13 protein-coding genes are annotated in these 15460 nt (G+C 73.1%); 5 read left to right on the top strand and 8 right to left on the bottom strand.

Annotation, left to right across the window (positions count from 1 at the left end; translation table 11 throughout):
- Nucleotides 1-116 precede the first annotated feature (116 nt).
- From gndA to BLQ67_RS12430, 4 genes are all read left to right on the top strand, one after another.
- Nucleotides 117-1559, top strand: a complete 1443-nt coding sequence (gndA, locus tag BLQ67_RS12445) for an NADP-dependent phosphogluconate dehydrogenase (RefSeq protein ID WP_092505514.1) — start codon at nucleotides 117-119, stop codon at nucleotides 1557-1559.
- Between the two features lie 163 nt (nucleotides 1560-1722).
- The gene (locus BLQ67_RS12440) at nucleotides 1723-2388 is read left to right on the top strand and encodes a hypothetical protein (RefSeq protein WP_157674836.1); all 666 of its coding nucleotides are present in this window, start codon (nucleotides 1723-1725) and stop codon (nucleotides 2386-2388) included.
- On the top strand, nucleotides 2385-2921 hold the full coding sequence (locus BLQ67_RS12435; protein ID WP_092506929.1) for an RNA polymerase sigma factor: 537 nt from the start codon (nucleotides 2385-2387) through the stop codon (nucleotides 2919-2921). Before BLQ67_RS12440 ends, BLQ67_RS12435 begins: the two co-directional genes overlap by 4 nt.
- Before the next feature lie 87 nt (nucleotides 2922-3008).
- The gene (locus BLQ67_RS12430) at nucleotides 3009-3515 is read left to right on the top strand and encodes a phosphoribosyltransferase (protein ID WP_092505510.1); all 507 of its coding nucleotides are present in this window, start codon (nucleotides 3009-3011) and stop codon (nucleotides 3513-3515) included.
- On the opposite strand, the gene BLQ67_RS12425 is transcribed toward BLQ67_RS12430, so the two are convergent.
- From BLQ67_RS12425 to BLQ67_RS12415, 3 genes are all read right to left on the bottom strand, one after another.
- Nucleotides 3505-4722, bottom strand: a complete 1218-nt coding sequence (locus BLQ67_RS12425; RefSeq protein WP_092505508.1) for a mechanosensitive ion channel family protein — start codon at nucleotides 4720-4722, stop codon at nucleotides 3505-3507. The two genes, BLQ67_RS12430 and BLQ67_RS12425, sit on opposite strands and share 11 nt — an antisense overlap.
- Before the next feature lie 211 nt (nucleotides 4723-4933).
- Nucleotides 4934-5620, bottom strand: coding sequence for a response regulator (locus tag BLQ67_RS12420; RefSeq protein ID WP_092505506.1), 687 nt, complete (start codon nucleotides 5618-5620; stop codon nucleotides 4934-4936).
- The gene (locus BLQ67_RS12415) at nucleotides 5617-7344 is read right to left on the bottom strand and encodes a sensor histidine kinase (RefSeq protein WP_172802326.1); all 1728 of its coding nucleotides are present in this window, start codon (nucleotides 7342-7344) and stop codon (nucleotides 5617-5619) included. The genes BLQ67_RS12420 and BLQ67_RS12415 overlap by 4 nt, the downstream gene beginning before the upstream one ends.
- 132 nt (nucleotides 7345-7476) lie before the next feature.
- Here BLQ67_RS12415 and BLQ67_RS12410 point away from each other — a divergent pair, with 132 nt between their 5' ends.
- Nucleotides 7477-8841, top strand: coding sequence for a cation:dicarboxylate symporter family transporter (locus BLQ67_RS12410; RefSeq protein ID WP_092505502.1), 1365 nt, complete (start codon nucleotides 7477-7479; stop codon nucleotides 8839-8841).
- 110 nt (nucleotides 8842-8951) lie between these two features.
- On the opposite strand, the gene BLQ67_RS12405 is transcribed toward BLQ67_RS12410, so the two are convergent.
- From BLQ67_RS12405 to glmU, 5 genes are all read right to left on the bottom strand, one after another.
- Nucleotides 8952-10304 (bottom strand): APC family permease, encoded by a 1353-nt coding sequence (locus BLQ67_RS12405; RefSeq protein WP_092505500.1) that lies wholly within the window; start codon nucleotides 10302-10304, stop codon nucleotides 8952-8954.
- A 72-nt stretch (nucleotides 10305-10376) separates the two neighbouring features.
- Entirely contained in the window at nucleotides 10377-11498 is a 1122-nt protein-coding gene (locus BLQ67_RS12400; protein WP_092506928.1) for a methyltransferase domain-containing protein, read from the bottom strand.
- Between the two features lie 8 nt (nucleotides 11499-11506).
- Nucleotides 11507-12859, bottom strand: a complete 1353-nt coding sequence (locus tag BLQ67_RS12395) for a hypothetical protein (RefSeq protein ID WP_092505498.1) — start codon at nucleotides 12857-12859, stop codon at nucleotides 11507-11509.
- A gap of 22 nt (nucleotides 12860-12881) precedes the next feature.
- A complete protein-coding gene (locus BLQ67_RS12390) occupies nucleotides 12882-13859 on the bottom strand; it encodes a ribose-phosphate diphosphokinase (RefSeq protein ID WP_231945045.1) in 978 nt (325 codons plus the stop codon).
- A 7-nt stretch (nucleotides 13860-13866) separates the two neighbouring features.
- Complete coding sequence (gene glmU / locus BLQ67_RS12385) at nucleotides 13867-15345, bottom strand: bifunctional UDP-N-acetylglucosamine diphosphorylase/glucosamine-1-phosphate N-acetyltransferase GlmU (RefSeq protein ID WP_092505494.1); 1479 nt, start codon at nucleotides 15343-15345, stop codon at nucleotides 13867-13869.
- Between the last annotated feature and the right edge of the window lie 115 nt (nucleotides 15346-15460).

The raw sequence follows: 15460 nt of genomic DNA, 5'->3' as shown, positions 1-15460 counted from the left end.
ACTGGGTCGAACAAAGCGGGGCGTTCGAAATCCTGGACGACGTTCGGAGCCCTCTCGGAACGGCATCGCGCCCTCGGTAGCCTGGGGAGGCATCCCCGCTACAGGACTGGAGCAGCATGCCCACCGCCAACATCGCCGTCGTCGGACTCGCCGTCATGGGGTCGAACCTCGCGCGCAACCTCGCGAGCCGCGAGGGCAACACCGTCGCCGTCTACAACCGCACCACCGCGAAGACCGACGCCCTCATCGAGGCCCACCCCGAGGCCGAGTTCGTGAAGGCCGCGACGATGCAGGAGCTCGCCGACAGCCTGCAGACGCCGCGCACCGCGATCATCATGGTCAAGGCCGGCCGCCCCACCGACGCCGTCATCGACGAGCTCGTCTCGGTGTTCGAGCCCGGCGACATCATCGTCGACGGCGGCAACGCCCTCTTCACCGACACGATCGCGCGCGAGAAGAAGGTGCGCGAGACCGGCATCCACTTCGTCGGCTGCGGCATCTCCGGTGGCGAGGAAGGCGCGCTCAACGGCCCGTCGCTCATGCCCGGCGGCACCGTCGAGTCGTACGAGACGCTCGGCCCGATCCTCGAGAAGATCGCCGCCGTCGCCGAGGGCGAGGCGTGCGTGACGCACGTCGGCGCCGACGGCGCGGGTCACTTCGTGAAGATGATCCACAACGGCATCGAGTACGCCGACATGCAGCTCATCGCCGAGGCGTACGACCTCATCCGCCACGCCACGGGCAAGTCGCCGGCCGAGATCGCCGACATCTTCGCCGAGTGGAACGAGGGCGACCTCGAGTCGTACCTCATCGAGATCACCGCCGAGGTGCTGCGCCAGGTCGACGCGAAGACGGGCCAGCCGCTCGTCGACGTCATCCTCGACGCCGCCGGCGCCAAGGGCACGGGTGCGTGGACGGTGCAGACCGCCCTCGACCTCGGCGTGCCGGTGTCGGGCATCGCCGAGGCCGTCTTCGCTCGCTCGCTGTCGTCGAAGCCCGCGCAGCGCGCCGCCGGCGCAGCGCTGCCCGGCCCGTCGTCGCCGTGGTCGGTGCAGGATGCCGACGCGTTCGTCGAGGACGTGCGCCTCGCGCTCTACGCCTCGAAGGTCATCGCGTACTCGCAGGGCTTCGACGCGATCATCCAGGGCGCGCTCGACCACGACTGGGCGATCGACAAGGGCGAGGTCGCGAAGATCTGGCGCGGCGGCTGCATCATCCGCGCCCGCTTCCTCAACCGCATCACCGAGGCGTACGCGGCCGCCCCGGGCCTCGTCGCCCTCGTCACGGCACCGTTCTTCGCCGACGTCATGGCGACGGCGCAGGACTCGTGGCGCCGCATCGTCGCCGGCGCGGCGCAGTCGGGCATCCCGATCCCCGCGTTCGCGTCGTCGCTCGCGTACTACGACGGCCTGCGCGCCCCGCGCCTGCCCGCGGCGCTCGTGCAGGGCCAGCGCGACTTCTTCGGCGCGCACACGTACAAGCGCATCGACGCCGAGGGCACCTTCCACACGCTGTGGTCGGGCGACCGCTCGGAGATCGAGGCCGAGGACACGCACTGACTCGGCCAGCACCGAGTCGCTGACTCCTGACGCGCGGCGCGTCGCCCCTCGCGGGCGGCGCGCCGTTCGAGTCTCGCCGCGCGCATCCACGAATCTGACGGATGCGTGGACGGATCGCCGCCGAGCGGGCATGCACATGCAGATGCTCAGGAAGGGGCGCACCATGACCGATCCGCTCGAGGCGCGACTGCGCGACGCCGGCCGCGTCGCGATCGACGACGACGCCACGGAGGAGGCGCTGCACGCCGTCGTCGCCGAGGCGCGCACGACCCGTCCGCGTCGCCGTGGCCGCCACCTCGCCCCCGTGATCGGCCTCGGTGCCGTGCTCGTGCTGGCCGCACCCGTCGCCGTGGCCGCGACGCAGTGGGGGCCGTGGACGCTCGAGGATCCCGACCTCGTCGTCGCTCGCGACTGGTTCGCCGTCGACGGCACGCCCATCGGCACGTGCGAGAGCCGACTCGAGACGCAGGAGCTGCCCGACGAGGTGCGGGCCGACGCCGTCGCGTACTTCGACGCGCTCGACGTCGCGACGATGGATCCCGACCCGGAGGCGATCGCGGCTGGCTTGAACTCGATCGGCAGGCTCGACGAGATCGGCACGCTCGTCGCGGGTGCGGAGCCCGGTGACTTCGACGTGCAGCACCAGGGCGAGCTCGTCGACGCGTCGATCTACCCCGTCGAGCGCATCCTGCAGGACGCGCTCATGCAGACCATCCAGACGCCGCTCGCGACGCAGCTGCTCGACGAGCATCCCGAGGCCCTGCCCGGCGGCTTCGGCGCAGCATTCGAGACGCAGTGCACGTCGGCGCCGACGGTGGACCAGCCGTGACCGGTGCTGGGCACGTCGAGCGCGTGCTCGAGGCTGCGGCGCCCACGCTGCTCGGCTACTTCGTGCGCCGCACGACCGACCCGCACGACGCCGCCGACCTCGTGAGCGAGACGTTCGTCGCCGCCTGGCGGGCCCGACGACGGATGCCTGCCGACGACGAGCAGGCACGCATGTGGCTCTTCGGGGTCGCGCGCAACGTGCTGCGGCACCACGAGCGGTCGCACCGCCGCCGTACGGCCGCGACGGTCGCGCTCGGCCAGGCGCTCGCCGCCGCACCCGCGCCCGCCGACGGCGACGACGCGCGCGACGTGCGCGCCGCGCTCGAGACGCTGCCCGAGCAGCTCGCCGAGCTCGTGCGGCTCGTGCACTGGGACGGCCTCTCGCTCGAGCAGGCGGCGACGCTGCTGCGCATCCCCGCCTCCACGGCGCGCGGCAGGCATGCGCGGGCCAAGGCGCTGCTGCGGGCGGCGCTCGAGCCGCCGTCGGGCGCCGCGCGCACGGATGCGCTCGAGACGGCGCACGATGCCCGCTGACGACGGCGTGCGCGACGCGTGGGCGGCGGCGGGCGCCGTGCTCGTGCGCCTGCCGCCCGCACCCGCCGTGCGTGGCACGATCGAGGGATGAGCGCCTTCCACGCCGACGCATCCGACCTCGCGGAGCCCGACAAGGAGGTGCTCACCTGGCAGGGCTTCGGCGACGCCGGGCGCGAGCTCGCCACCGCCATCGCGGCCGACGGGTATCGGCCCGAGATCGTGATCGCCGTCGCACGCGGCGGCCTGTTGCCCGCCGGCCACCTCGCGTACGCGCTCGGCCTCAAGCTCGCCGACGCCATCAACGTCGAGTTCTACACCGACGTGCACGAGACGCTGCCCGACCCCGTGCTGCTCGAGCCCATGCTCGACGTCGAGGCCATCCGCGGCCGCCGCCTGCTCGTCGTCGACGACGTCGCCGACTCGGGCCGCACGCTCGCGCTCGTGCTCGACCTGCTGCGCGGCATGGGCGCCGAGGCGCGGTCGGCCGTGCTCTACGCCAAGCCGACGTCGGTCGTCGACCCCGACTTCGTGTGGCGGCGCACCGACCGGTGGATCGTGTTCCCCTGGTCGGCGCTGCCGCCCGTCACCGCCTGACGTCGGCGTCGGCGCTCTCGGGGCGCACGATGTCGATGGGATGCGTGAACTCCTCGCGCCGCGCCTCCGCCTCCGCGTCGCCCGAGAACAGGCCGGGCACGTCGCCCGTCGCCGGCTCCGACCGCCGCGGCTCGGGCGCGCGCTGCTGCGCCACCTCGATGCGCTGCAGCGGCAGGGCCTCGGGATGCTCGGCGCGCAGGAAGTCGACGAGCCGCTCGCGCACGAGGCACCGCAGGTCGGCGAGCGCCGCCGAGTCGACCGCCGACACGAGCACGCGCACGCGCACCATGCCGCCGACGGCGTCGGTGACCTGCAGCAGCTGCAGGCGCTCGTCCCACAGCTCGCTGCCCTCGACGACGCGCACGAGCTCGGCGCGCATCGCATCGACCGGCACCCGCCAGTCGACGTCGAGCTCGACGCCGCCGAGCAGCTCGCTCGACGTGCGCGTCCAGTTCTCGAACGGCGTCGACGTGAAGTACGTCGACGGCAGCACGAGGCGACGGTCGTCCCAGATCTTCACGACGACGTACGTGAGCGTGACCTCCTCGATCGTGCCCCAGTGCCCTTCGACCACGACGACGTCGTCGACGCGCAGCGCATCCGAGCCGACGAGCTGCAGGCCGGCGAAGACGTTGCCGAGCACCGACTGCGCGGCGAGGCCGGCGACGAGGGACGCGACGCCCGCCGACGCGAGCAGGCTCGTGCCGGCCACGCGGGCGCCCTCGAACGTGAAGAGCGCGGCGCCGATCGCGATGACCACGATCACGACGACGAGCACGCGGCGCATGATCGCGATCTGCGTGTGCACCTTGCGGCGGTGGCGGTCGCCCTCGGTCGCGCCGTAGCGCGCGAGCACCGCATCGCCCGCGACGCCCAGGATGCGCACGACGAGCCAGGCACCCTGCGCGATCGTGGCGATGAGCAGCGCGTGGGCGATGACGTCGCCCGCCGTGCCGAGCTCGGTCTGGATGCCGAGCGACGCGAACGCGATCGCGAAGGCGATCGTGCCGGCGAGCGTCGCCACGGGCCAGCGCAGCGGCCGGCGCACGGCGACGATCCGCGTGCGCGACCGCGTGATGGCGGCGACGACTCCGACGAGCACGATGCTCGCGGCGATGGCGGCGACGACCGCGATGCCGGCGGCGATCGCCAGCTGCAGCAGCAGGTCGATGGACTGCGTCACGTCCTCGGACACGACCTCGGGCATGGAGCCACTCCCTCCTCGTGGAGCGGGCCACGATGCCACGCGAACGTGTCAGCGAGGTATCCCGGCGGGTCGGTTCCGCGGTGCGCGAAGCCGTGTCGCGGGTTCGGTGGATCGCGTTGTGCAGGCGATTCCGTCCTTCAAGGGAACATTCCCCTCAAGAGGCGGAATCGCCTGCAGAACGCAAACCCGGATGTCGGGGGAGCGGGGCGGGTCAGGCGCGGCGGCGGTACTCGAGCTCGGGGCGGCCGCGCGTGCCGCGGCGGGGGCTGCGCTCGGCGACGCCCGCATCCGCCAGGTGCTCGAGGTACCGGCGGGCCGTGACGCGCGACAGGCCCAGGTCGGCGGCGACCTCGGTGGCGCTGCGAGCGTCGCCCGCCGACGCGAGCAGCGCAGACACCGACTCGAGCGTCTCGGCCGAGAGTCCCTTGGCGAGGCCCGGCGCGTTCGTCGTGCGCAGCGCGGCGATCGCGCGGTCGACCTCCTGCTGCGTGAGGCTCGACGCGCCCTCGAGCTCGTCGCGGTACGCCCGGTACTGCCGCATCCGCTCGGCGAACACCGCGAAGCCGAACGGCTTGATGAGGTACTGCACGACGCCCACGGCGACGGCCTCGCGCACGATGTCGAGCTCGCGCACCGCCGTGACGGCGATGACGTCGACGAGCAGGCCGGCCGCGCGCAGCTCGCGGCACACCTGCAGGCCGTGCCCGTCGGGCAGGTTCATGTCGAGCAGCAGCAGGTCGATGCGGTCGGTGCCCTGCTGCGCATCCCGCAGCGCGCGGATGGCGGCGGTCGCCGAGTGCGCGACGCCCGCGACCTCGAAGCCCTCGCACCTGCCGACGTAGGCGGCGTGCGCGTCGGCGGTGCCGTGGTCGTCCTCGACGACGAGCACGCGGATCACGAGCGCCTCCGCGGCTGCAGGCTGCGGTCGGTCGACGTGCGCACGTCGGCGTCGTCGTCGGCGGGCGGCTCGGCGTCGGGCCGAGGCAGCACCACCGTGACGACCGCGCCGAGCTCGCGCCCGAGCTCGATCGTGCCGCCGAGCCGCTCGACCGTCTGCCGCACGAGCGCGAGGCCGAAGCCGCGGCCGTCGCCGCCGTGCTCCTTCGTCGTCCACCCCTGCTCGAACGCGAGCTCGCGCGCGTCGTCGGGCACGCCCTCGCCCGAGTCCGACACCTGCATGACGATGGCGCCGTCGTCGTCGGCGCCGAGGTAGACGGCGACCCAGCGCTCGCCGAGCTCGCGCGACGTCGCCCCGGTGCGGGCGCGGGCGGATGCGGCGGCGTCGATCGCGTTGTCGACGAGGTTGCCGAGGATCGTGACGAAGTCGATGGGGTCGACCCAGTGCGTGCCGGGGTCGAGGCGCGTCTCGAAGTGCAGGTCGACGGCGCGCTCGCGCGCCTGCGCCGTCTTGCCGAGCAGCAGCGCCGCGATCACGGGCTCCTCGTCAGCGCCCACGACGCGGTCGGCGAGGCGCTGCCCCAGGTCGCGCTCCGACGCCGCGACCTCGAGGGCGCGCTCGGGCTCGCCGAGCGACAGCAGCGACGCGATCGTGTGCATGCGATTGCCGAACTCGTGCGTCTGCGCCCGCAGCGCCGTCGCGAGCGTGCGCACCGCATCCAGCTCGCCGGCCATCCTGCTGAGCTCGGTGCGGTCGCGGATCGTGAGCATCGTCGCGGTGCCCGCCCGACGCGCGCCCGGCACGTCGGCCGCCTCGCGCTCGACGACGAGCGAGCGCCTGCCCACGAGCACGGGCGCGACGCCGTCGCCCGGCTGCGCGAGCACGCGGCGCACCGTGCGCGGCAGGGCCGCGTCGGCGACCGCGATGGGCAGCACGACGTCGCCCAGGGCCAGCAGCGTGCGCGCGCGGTCGTTCGCGAGCACGATCGCGTCGCCCTCGACGAGCAGCAGCCCGTCGTCGACGGAGTGCAGCACGGCCTCGTGCGCCGCGAAGAGATGTGCGAGCTCCTCGACGCCGCGACCGCCCGTCGCGACCTTGAGCCTGCGCGCGAGCAGCCACGCCGCGACGGCCGCGAGCACCACGGCGCCCAGCAGCACGAGCGCCACGACCCACAGCCGCGTCACGACCTCGCTCGTCACCTGCGCGATCGTGACGCCACCCGACACGAGTCCCACGACCTCGCCGTCGACGACGACGGGTGCGACGGCGCGCACCGACGGGCCGAGCGTGCCCTCGAACGTCTCGGTCACGACGCCGCCCGCGAGCGCCTCCGCCGTCGATCCCAGGAAGCGCTGCCCGATCTGGTCGGGGTCGGGATGCGTGTAGCGGATGCCCGACGGATGCATGATCGTGACGTAGTCGAGCCGCGTGCGGTCGACGACCTCGAGCGCGTACGGCTGCAGCTGCGCCGAGGCATCCGCGATCGCGGCATCCTCGTCGACCGACCACTCCGCGAACGCCGCAGCCGTCGCCGTCTCGATCGTCGGATCGGTCGCGAGCGCCAGCACGACGTCGCGGCTCAGCACCGTCGCCTCGTGCTCCGCATCCGCCTGCGCGTCGAACGCGAGCAGCGCGAACGCCGCGACGGCGCTGGCGACGAGCAGCACGGTCGACTGCACGAACAGCCGCGTCGCGATGCTCGCATCGCGCCACCGTCGGCGCATGCCGCTCCCCCTCGCCGCAGACCGTCGTCCGCTGCGAACACTATGCACGAAAGGAGGCATCGTCGTGCGCCGGCGAGGATGCTCGCATCCGAAGCAGCGTCGCATCGTGGCGACGCGCCCAGGAGGAGCACCATGGCGACGTCGCCCACCACCAGCACATCGAAGCGCCACTCGCGCTTCGCCACCCACGGCCTGTACGTCGCGGTCATCATCGCCGTCGTGCTCGGCGCCGCCGTCGGCCTCATCTGGCCAGAGGTCGGCGTCGCGCTCAAGCCCATCGGCACCGCGTTCGTCGCCCTCATCAAGATGATGATCGCGCCGGTCATCTTCTGCACCATCGTGCTCGGCATCGGCTCCATCGCCAAGGCCGCCACCGTCGGCAAGGTCGGCGGCCTCGCCCTCGGCTACTTCATCGTCATGTCGACGTTCGCCCTCGCGATCGGCCTCGTCGTCGGCAACTTCGTGCACCCGGGCGAGGGCCTCAACATCGCGTCGGCCGAGTACGAGGCGCCGGCCTCCGAGGAGGGCGGCCCGCTCTTCGGCATCATCCCGACGACGCTCGTGTCGGCCTTCACGGGCACGCACGTGCTGCCGGTGCTGTTCGTCGCGCTGCTCGTCGGCTTCGCCCTGCAGCGCATGGGCGAGCGCGGCAAGCCGCTGCTCGAGGGCCTCGCGCTCGTGCAGACCCTCGTGTTCCGCATCCTCACGATGATCCTGTGGCTCGCGCCCGTCGGCGCGTTCGGCGCCATCGCCGGCGTCGTCGGCGAGACCGGCTGGGCCGCGATCGGCGCCCTCGCGACGCTCATGTTCGCCTTCTACGCCACGTGCATCGTGTTCGTGGTCGGCGTGCTCGGCACCCTGCTGTGGGTCGTCGCCCGCGTGAACATCTTCAAGCTCATGGCCTACCTCGGCCGCGAGTACCTGCTCATCGTGTCGACGTCGTCGTCGGAGTCGGCCCTCCCCCGCCTCATGGCGAAGCTCGAGCACCTCGGCGTCTCGAAGCCCGTCGTGGGCATCACGGTGCCGACCGGCTACTCGTTCAACCTCGACGGCACGGCGATCTACCTCACGATGGCGTCGCTGTTCATCGCGACGGGCATGGGCGTGCCCATGTCGATCCCCGAGCAGATCGGCCTGCTGCTCTTCATGATCATCGCGTCGAAGGGTGCCGCGGGCGTCACGGGTGCGGGTCTCGCGACCCTCGCCGCCGGTCTGCAGACCTACCGCCCCGACCTCGTCGACGGCGTCGGCGTCATCGTGGGCATCGACCGCTTCATGTCGGAGGCTCGTGCGCTCACGAACTTCACGGGCAACGCGGTCGCGACGGTGCTCATCGGCACGTGGACGAAGCAGATCGACCACGGTCGCGTGACGAACGTGCTCGCGAAGCGCGACCCGTTCGACGAGACGACGATGGAGGACACGCACGGCTCGGGCACCGAGATCCCGCAGACCGCCACGGAGGCGGTGCGCGTGAGCGCGGGCGTCAAGCGCTGATCCCGTCCCTCCAGAGGCTCTCCCCCTGACTGGGCAGTCGATGCGATCGATTGGGCAGTAGATGCTCCCGACACGCCGTCGGGACAGCATCTACTGCCCAATCGGCGTTCTCAGCGGGATGCGGTGCGGCGGCGGATGGCGCGGATCGCGAGCGCGATGCCGAGCCAGAGCGCGGATGCGACGACCCCGTACCAGGGCAGCGTGACGACGAGCAGCGTGCACAGCGCGAGGCCGAGGATCGAGACCCACCGAGGCACCCAGGACTCCTCGGGCGCCGCGCGCCGCATCCGCAGCGCCCCGACGTGCCCGATGGCGTAGTACGCGAGCACCGACGTCGACGACAGCGCCACGAGCAGCACGGGCGGCGCCACGAGCACGAGCGCGATCGCGAGCACCGCCATCGCCCCCTCGGCGACGGCGGGCGCGTGCGTGCGCGGCGAGATGCGCGCGAGCACGCCGGGCAGCTCGCCGTCGCGCGCCATCGCGAGGCTCGTGCGCGAGAGGCCAGCGAGGATGCCCATGAGCGACCCGAGGCACGCGATCGCGCCGATCGTCAGCAGCACGCGGTGCGCGATCGGGTCGGTGACGAGCGACGCGACGGGCGTCTCGGGCCACACGAGGGCGTCGGCGTAGGCGGTCGTCGTGGCCCAGGCGACGAGCGCGTAGAGGGCGAGCACGATGCCGAGCGCGCCGAGGATCGCGATGGGCAGGGTACGGCGCGGGTCGCGCACCTCCTCGCCGAGCGTCGCCATGCGCGCGTAGCCGGCGAACGCGAAGAACAGCAGTCCCGCGCCCTGCAGCACGGCGAGCGGGCCGGGCGGCGTCGCGAGCGCGCCCACGTCGCTGCACGCGGCCGCGGCGGCATCCGATCCGCCGATGCCGCCGAACGAGCACGTCTGGCCGCCGCTCGTGACGAAGACCTCGTCGGACAGCGGCGCGTACGCCGTCCACCCGAACGACAAGACCTGCGGCCCGGCCACGACCGACCACACGACCGCCGTCGCGATGCCCGCGAGCGCGAGCGACACGACGACCCACGACACCCACGCCGTCGTGCGGATGCCCTGCGCGTTCAGCAGCGCGAGCACGACGACCGCGGCGATCGCGACGGGCTGCTCCCATCCGGGCCACAGGTGCGACGCGGCGACGAGCGCGATCGCCGCCGCCGAGCACGTCTTGCCCGTGAGGAACAGCCACCCGGCTGCGAAGCCCGCCGTCGGCGACAGCTCGGCGCGCGCGTACGCGTAGCCGCCGCCCGACACGGGGTGGCGCATCGCGAGCTGCGCCGTCGAGAGCGCGTTGGCGATCGCGACGACGGCCGCGAGCACGAGGGCGAGCCACAGCCACTCCCCCGCCACGAACGCGGCGGGCGTCCACACGAAGAAGACGCCGGCGCCGAGCATCGCGCACAATCCGACGACGATGGCGCCGGGCACGCCGAGGCGGCGCTCGAGGGTCGTCACGAGGTCAAGCGGAGGTTCGGCACGCGCGCACGCTAGCAGGGCGACGTGACGCGCGACGCCCAGCGACCCGCGTCAGCGCCGCGTGAGCAGCACGAGCACCTCGGCGTGGTCGTTGTGCGGGAACATGTCGAACATCCGCGCCCGCACGGGCTCCAGCGACGGCATCGCCGCGAGATCGCGTGCGAGCGTCGTCGGGTTGCAGCTCGAGTACACGACGTGGCGCGCGGCGGATGCCTCGAGCCGGGCCGCGAGCGAGCCGATGCCGCGGCGCGGCGGGTTCACGACGACGACCTCGGCGTCGACCGCCGTGTCGTCGGCGGCCGTCGCATCCCCCACCGCGAAGCGCGCCGACGAGCCGATGGCCGCCGCCGTCTCGATGGCGCCCGCGATGGCCTCGGCGCTCGTCTCGACGCCCACGACGTCGCGGCCCGGCCGCGCCGCATGGAAGGCGAAGCCGCCGACGCCGCAGTAGAGGTCGGCGACCGAGGCGGGGTCGACGTCGTCGATCCACGCCGCCGCCTCGCGGTACAGCGCGGCGGCGACGGCCGAGTTCGTCTGGAAGAAGCCGCCGGGCTGCAGCGCGAGCGGCACGCCGTTGAGCCGCATCGTGAGCGTCTGCCGCTCGGTGAGCGGCACCTCGACGTCACCCTCGACGACGGCCTTGTGCTCGGGCAGGATGCTCGCCGACGCCACCACGAGGCCCGGGATGCGCTCCCGCAGCCAGTCGAGGCGCTTGCGGATGCGCGGCACGGCCTCCGTCGACCGCAGCACGAACCGCACCATGAGCTCGGCGTCGGGGCTCGACGTCACGAGCACGTGCTTGAGCTCGCCGCGCCGGTCGGGCACGGAGTACGGCGGGATGCGCGCCTCGCGCACGAGCTCCGCGAGGTGCGGCAGGGCGTCGCGGATGGGCCGCTCGTGCAGCGGGCACGCGCGCAGATCGACGCCGAGGCGCTCGCCGTCGAGGATGCCGAGCGTCGGTGCCTCCATCGTGCCGCCGGCGACCATCTTCGCCTTGTTGCGGAACGCCTCGACCGTCGACGCGTGCGGCGGCAGCCACGCCGCATCCGGCACCGCCGCCTCGGCACCCGCCTGCTTCCGCGCCAGCTGCGCGTCGTATCCGGTGTCGATGCGCGTGCACGAGTCGCAGAGCCCTGCGCGGTGGTAGGCGCAGTCGAGGGCGGGGGCGAGCATCGGCGTCGTCACGAGTCGCCTCCGCCGCCGCCATCGCCGTCGCCGCCGCGGTCGAGGCTCCCGCCGGCATCCGCATCGTTGCCCGACCCGCTACCCGACGCCCCGTCGAGGCGTCCCGCGAACGGGTCGGCCCCGAGATGCGGCCAGACGACGGCCCGCCACGCGCGAGTGACGACGGCGCCCGCGATGCCGAGCATGGCTGCGGCACCGAGCAGCACGGCCGCCGCCGGCGCGAGCGCCGCCCAGCCTCGCACGATGACGAGCTGGTCCTCGCGCTCGCTCATGACCTCCGGGTCGATGCCCGACGCGACGACGAGGCCGGCGACCGCCATGCCGACGACGCCGACGACGAGCGCGACGAGCTCGAGCGACGACGCCGAGCCCACGGCGCCATCGAGCCACGCCGATCGGCGGAGCGTGCCACGGTCGGCGGCCCGCGCTGCGAGCACCTCTCGCACGGCGTGCTCGACGATCGACGCGAGCCCACGCAGCATGAGCAGCGCGACGGTGCCGGCGAACAGCACGAGCCCGACCGTCGCGACGCCGTCGACGAGGCGCTCGCCCCACGGGTCGTAGCTGACCGGCTCGCAGCGTCGGCACTGCTGGCGCAGGAAGAGTCCGATGAGCACGATCGCGAACGCGACGCCCAGCCCCGCGTAGAGCGCGGCATCCAGCCGCTGCGCGAGCGTGCGGCGCTGCCGAGGCACCGAGGACCCCGCGGCCCTCGCCGCCCCGACCTGCGCGCGACGCTCGCGCGCCATGCGGACGCCGATCGGCCGATCGGTGCGATGGAACCGCGGCCACGCGCGCTCGAGCTCCGCCATGTGCTCGCGCCACCGGCGCGACGCCGGCGCCAGCAGCCAGATCGCCGACGGCACGAGCAGCAGGCCCGCGACGAGCAGCACGACGCCTGCGATCCTGATGCTCGTCTCGTCGTCGGCGAACGCCAGCAGCAGCGGCGCGATCAGCAGGCACGTGCCGCCGACGATGCCGAGCACGACGCGCAGCGGTCCCATCGCGCCGCGCACGAGCTGTGCGCGCTCGGCCGCGGGCGGCATCGGTGCGCCGGCAGCGGCGAGCCGACGCGCCGAGCGCATCCGCAACCCACGCTCGAGCGACAGCCGCAGCGGCTCGCCGACGCCGCCGACCACCACGAGCGCGCCGAGGCCGGCGATCGTCGCGCGAGACGCGACGTCGACCGGCCCGGGCAGCGTGCCGACGATCTCCTCGACGCCCACCATGATGAAGACGCCCACGAGGAGCCACAGCCCGACGACGACGAGCGCGCCGCGGGTGAGCGCGCCGACGCCCACGGCGACCGCGAGCGCCGGCGTCATCGGCGCCGGCGCGATGCGGGTCACGGGCGGCCCCGACGCATCCGGATCAGGCGGCGCCGTCGAACATCGACGTGACGGAGCCGTCCTCGAACACCTCGCGGATCGCGCGCGCGAGCAGCGGCGCGATCGACAGCACCTCGAGGCAGTCGAAGCGCTGATCGTCGCTCAGCGGGATGGAGTCGGTGACGACGACCTTGTCGATGACGCCCGAGCCGAGCAGCTCGGCGGCGGGGTTCGAGAAGATCGCGTGCGTCGCCGCGACGATCACGTTGGTCGCACCGTTCGCCTTGAGCGCCTCTGCGGCCTTGAGGATCGTGCGGCCCGTGTCGATCATGTCGTCGACGAGCAGGCACGTGCGGCCCGCGACGTTGCCGACGATCTCGTGCACCGAGACCTGGTTCGGCACGAGCGGGTCGCGACGCTTGTGGATGATCGCGAGCGGCGCGCCGAGCTTGTCCGACCAGACGTCGGCCACGCGCACGCGACCCATGTCGGGCGAGACGACCGTCAGCGTCGACGGGTCGAGGGTGTCGCGGAAGTGCTCGAGCAGCACCGGCATCGCGAACAGGTGGTCGAAGGGGCCGTCGAAGAAGCCCTGGATCTGCGACGCGTGGATGTCGACCGACATGATGCGGTCGGCGCCGGCCGTCTTGAACAGGTCGGCCACGAGGCGGGCCGAGATGGGCTCGCGGCCGCGGCCCTTCTTGTCCTGGCGCGAGTACGGGTAGTACGGCATCACGACGGTGATGCGCTTCGCGGAGGCGCGCTTGAGCGCATCCACCATGATGAGCTGCTCCATGAGCCACTCGTTCACGGGCTTGCCGTACGACTGCAGCACGAACACGTCGGCGCCGCGCACCGAGTCCATCATGCGGGCGTAGATCTCGCCGTTCGCGAAGGTGCGGGCGTCCATGCCTGCGAGGTCGGTGCCGAGCTCCTGCGCGACCGCCTCTGCGAGGGCGGGATGCGAGCGACCGGAGAGGAGCACGAGGTGCTTCCGGTTCTTGGCGACGATCGAGGACACGATGCTCCTACTGCTGGTGTGCGTCGGTGGGGCCGGCGGGATCTGCCGGGGTCTGGGAGGCCTGCTGGGCGGCGATGGCGGCATCGGCCGCTGCGGCGGCGGCCGTGCCTGCGCGCTTCTCCTGCACCCAGCCGGCGACGTTGCGCTGGGGTGCGACGGTCATCGCGAGGGCGCCGGGCGGCACGTCCTTGCGCACGACGGCGCCCGCGGCGGTCTTCGCGCCGGCGCCGAGCTCGACGGGCGCGACGAGCACGGTGTGCGACGACGTGTGCACGTGGTCGCCGATGATCGTGCGGTGCTTGCTGACGTCGTCGTAGTTCGCGGTGATGAGGCCGGCGCCGAGGTTCACGCCCTCGCCGATCTCGGCGTCGCCGACGTACGACAGGTGCGGCACCTTCGAGCCGTCGCCGATCACGGCGTTCTTCGTCTCGACGGCGGCGCCGATCTTGCCGCCCGCGCCGAGGATCGTGCCCGCGCGCAGGTACGAGAACGGGCCGACCGATGCGCCGGCGCCGACGACCGCGAGGGTCACGTCGGAGCGGCGGATCACCGCATCCTCGCCGACCTCGGTGTCGGTGACGGTCGTGTCGGGGCCGATGGTCGCGCCGCGCGCGATGCTCGTGGCGCCGTGCAGCTGCGTGCCCGGCAGGATCGTGACGTCCTCCTCCAGCGACACGTCGGCATCGATCCACGTCGACGCGGGGTCGACGATCGTCGCGCCGGCCAGCTGATGGCGGCGCACGATGCGGCGGTTGAGCTCGAGCGCGATGTCGCTCAGCTGGGCGCGGTCGTTGACGCCGGCGACGAGCCAGTGGTCGTCGATCGGCACGGCCTCGATGCGGCCGCCCGACGCCTGGATGCCGAGGGCGGCGTCGGTGAGGTACTTCTCGCCCTGGTCGTTGTCGAGGCCGATGGCCGCGAGCGCCGTGCGCAGCTGCGCCGCGCCGAAGACGTAGATGCCGCCGTTGACCTCGTCGATCGCCTTCGTCGCGGCGTCGGCGTCGCGCTCCTCGACGATCTGCTGGAAGTGGCCGGCGCGGTTGCGGATGATGCGACCGAAGCCCGTCGGATCGGGCAGACGCGTCGACAGCACGGTGAGGGCGTTCTGCGCCGTCTCGTGCTCGCGCACGAGCTCGCGCAGCGTGTCGGCGTCGATGAGGGGCACGTCGCCCGAGAGCACGACGACGAGGCCGTCGAAGTCGGCGGGCAGCTGCGCGATGGCGACCTCGACGGCGCGGCCGGTGCCGGGCACGTCGTCCTGGTCGGCGATGCGCGCGCTGGGCGCGTGGTGGGCGATCTCCTCGACGAGGCGGTCGCGCTCATGCCGCACGACGGCGACGAGGTGCGCGGGCTGCAGCTCGTGCGCCGTGTGGAGCACGTGGGCGATGAGCGAGCGTCCCGCGAGCGCGTGCAGCGGCTTCGGGGTCGCGCTGCGCATCCGCGTGCCTGCGCCTGCGGCGAGCACGACGACGGCGATCTCGGGCATCCGCACCTTCCCTCGTCAGACCGGATTCCACCGTACCGCTCCGCGCGTGCGCTGCGGCACGCGGTCCGACTGGTCACAGATGCACTCGACTGGTCACAGATGCACGCATGACTGG

The organism is Agrococcus jejuensis (assembly GCF_900099705.1).
GTDB classification, from domain to species: Bacteria; Actinomycetota; Actinomycetes; order Actinomycetales; family Microbacteriaceae; genus Agrococcus; species Agrococcus jejuensis.
This window is presented reverse-complemented; position numbering and strand designations above follow the sequence as displayed.

Bases quoted from the DNA above. Each gene is read 5' to 3' on its own strand.
- gndA (WP_092505514.1), top strand. From the start codon at position 117: ATGCCCACCGCCAACATCGCCGTCGTCGGACTCGCCGTCATGGGGTCG.
- BLQ67_RS12440 (WP_157674836.1), top strand. From the start codon at position 1,723: ATGACCGATCCGCTCGAGGCGCGACTGCGCGACGCCGGCCGCGTCGCG.
- BLQ67_RS12430 (WP_092505510.1), top strand. From the start codon at position 3,009: ATGAGCGCCTTCCACGCCGACGCATCCGACCTCGCGGAGCCCGACAAG.
- BLQ67_RS12425 (WP_092505508.1), bottom strand. From the start codon at position 4,722: ATGCCCGAGGTCGTGTCCGAGGACGTGACGCAGTCCATCGACCTGCTG.
- BLQ67_RS12415 (WP_172802326.1), bottom strand. From the start codon at position 7,344: ATGCGCCGACGGTGGCGCGATGCGAGCATCGCGACGCGGCTGTTCGTG.
- BLQ67_RS12410 (WP_092505502.1), top strand. From the start codon at position 7,477: ATGGCGACGTCGCCCACCACCAGCACATCGAAGCGCCACTCGCGCTTC.
- BLQ67_RS12400 (WP_092506928.1), bottom strand. From the start codon at position 11,498: ATGCTCGCCCCCGCCCTCGACTGCGCCTACCACCGCGCAGGGCTCTGC.
- glmU (WP_092505494.1), bottom strand. From the start codon at position 15,345: ATGCCCGAGATCGCCGTCGTCGTGCTCGCCGCAGGCGCAGGCACGCGG.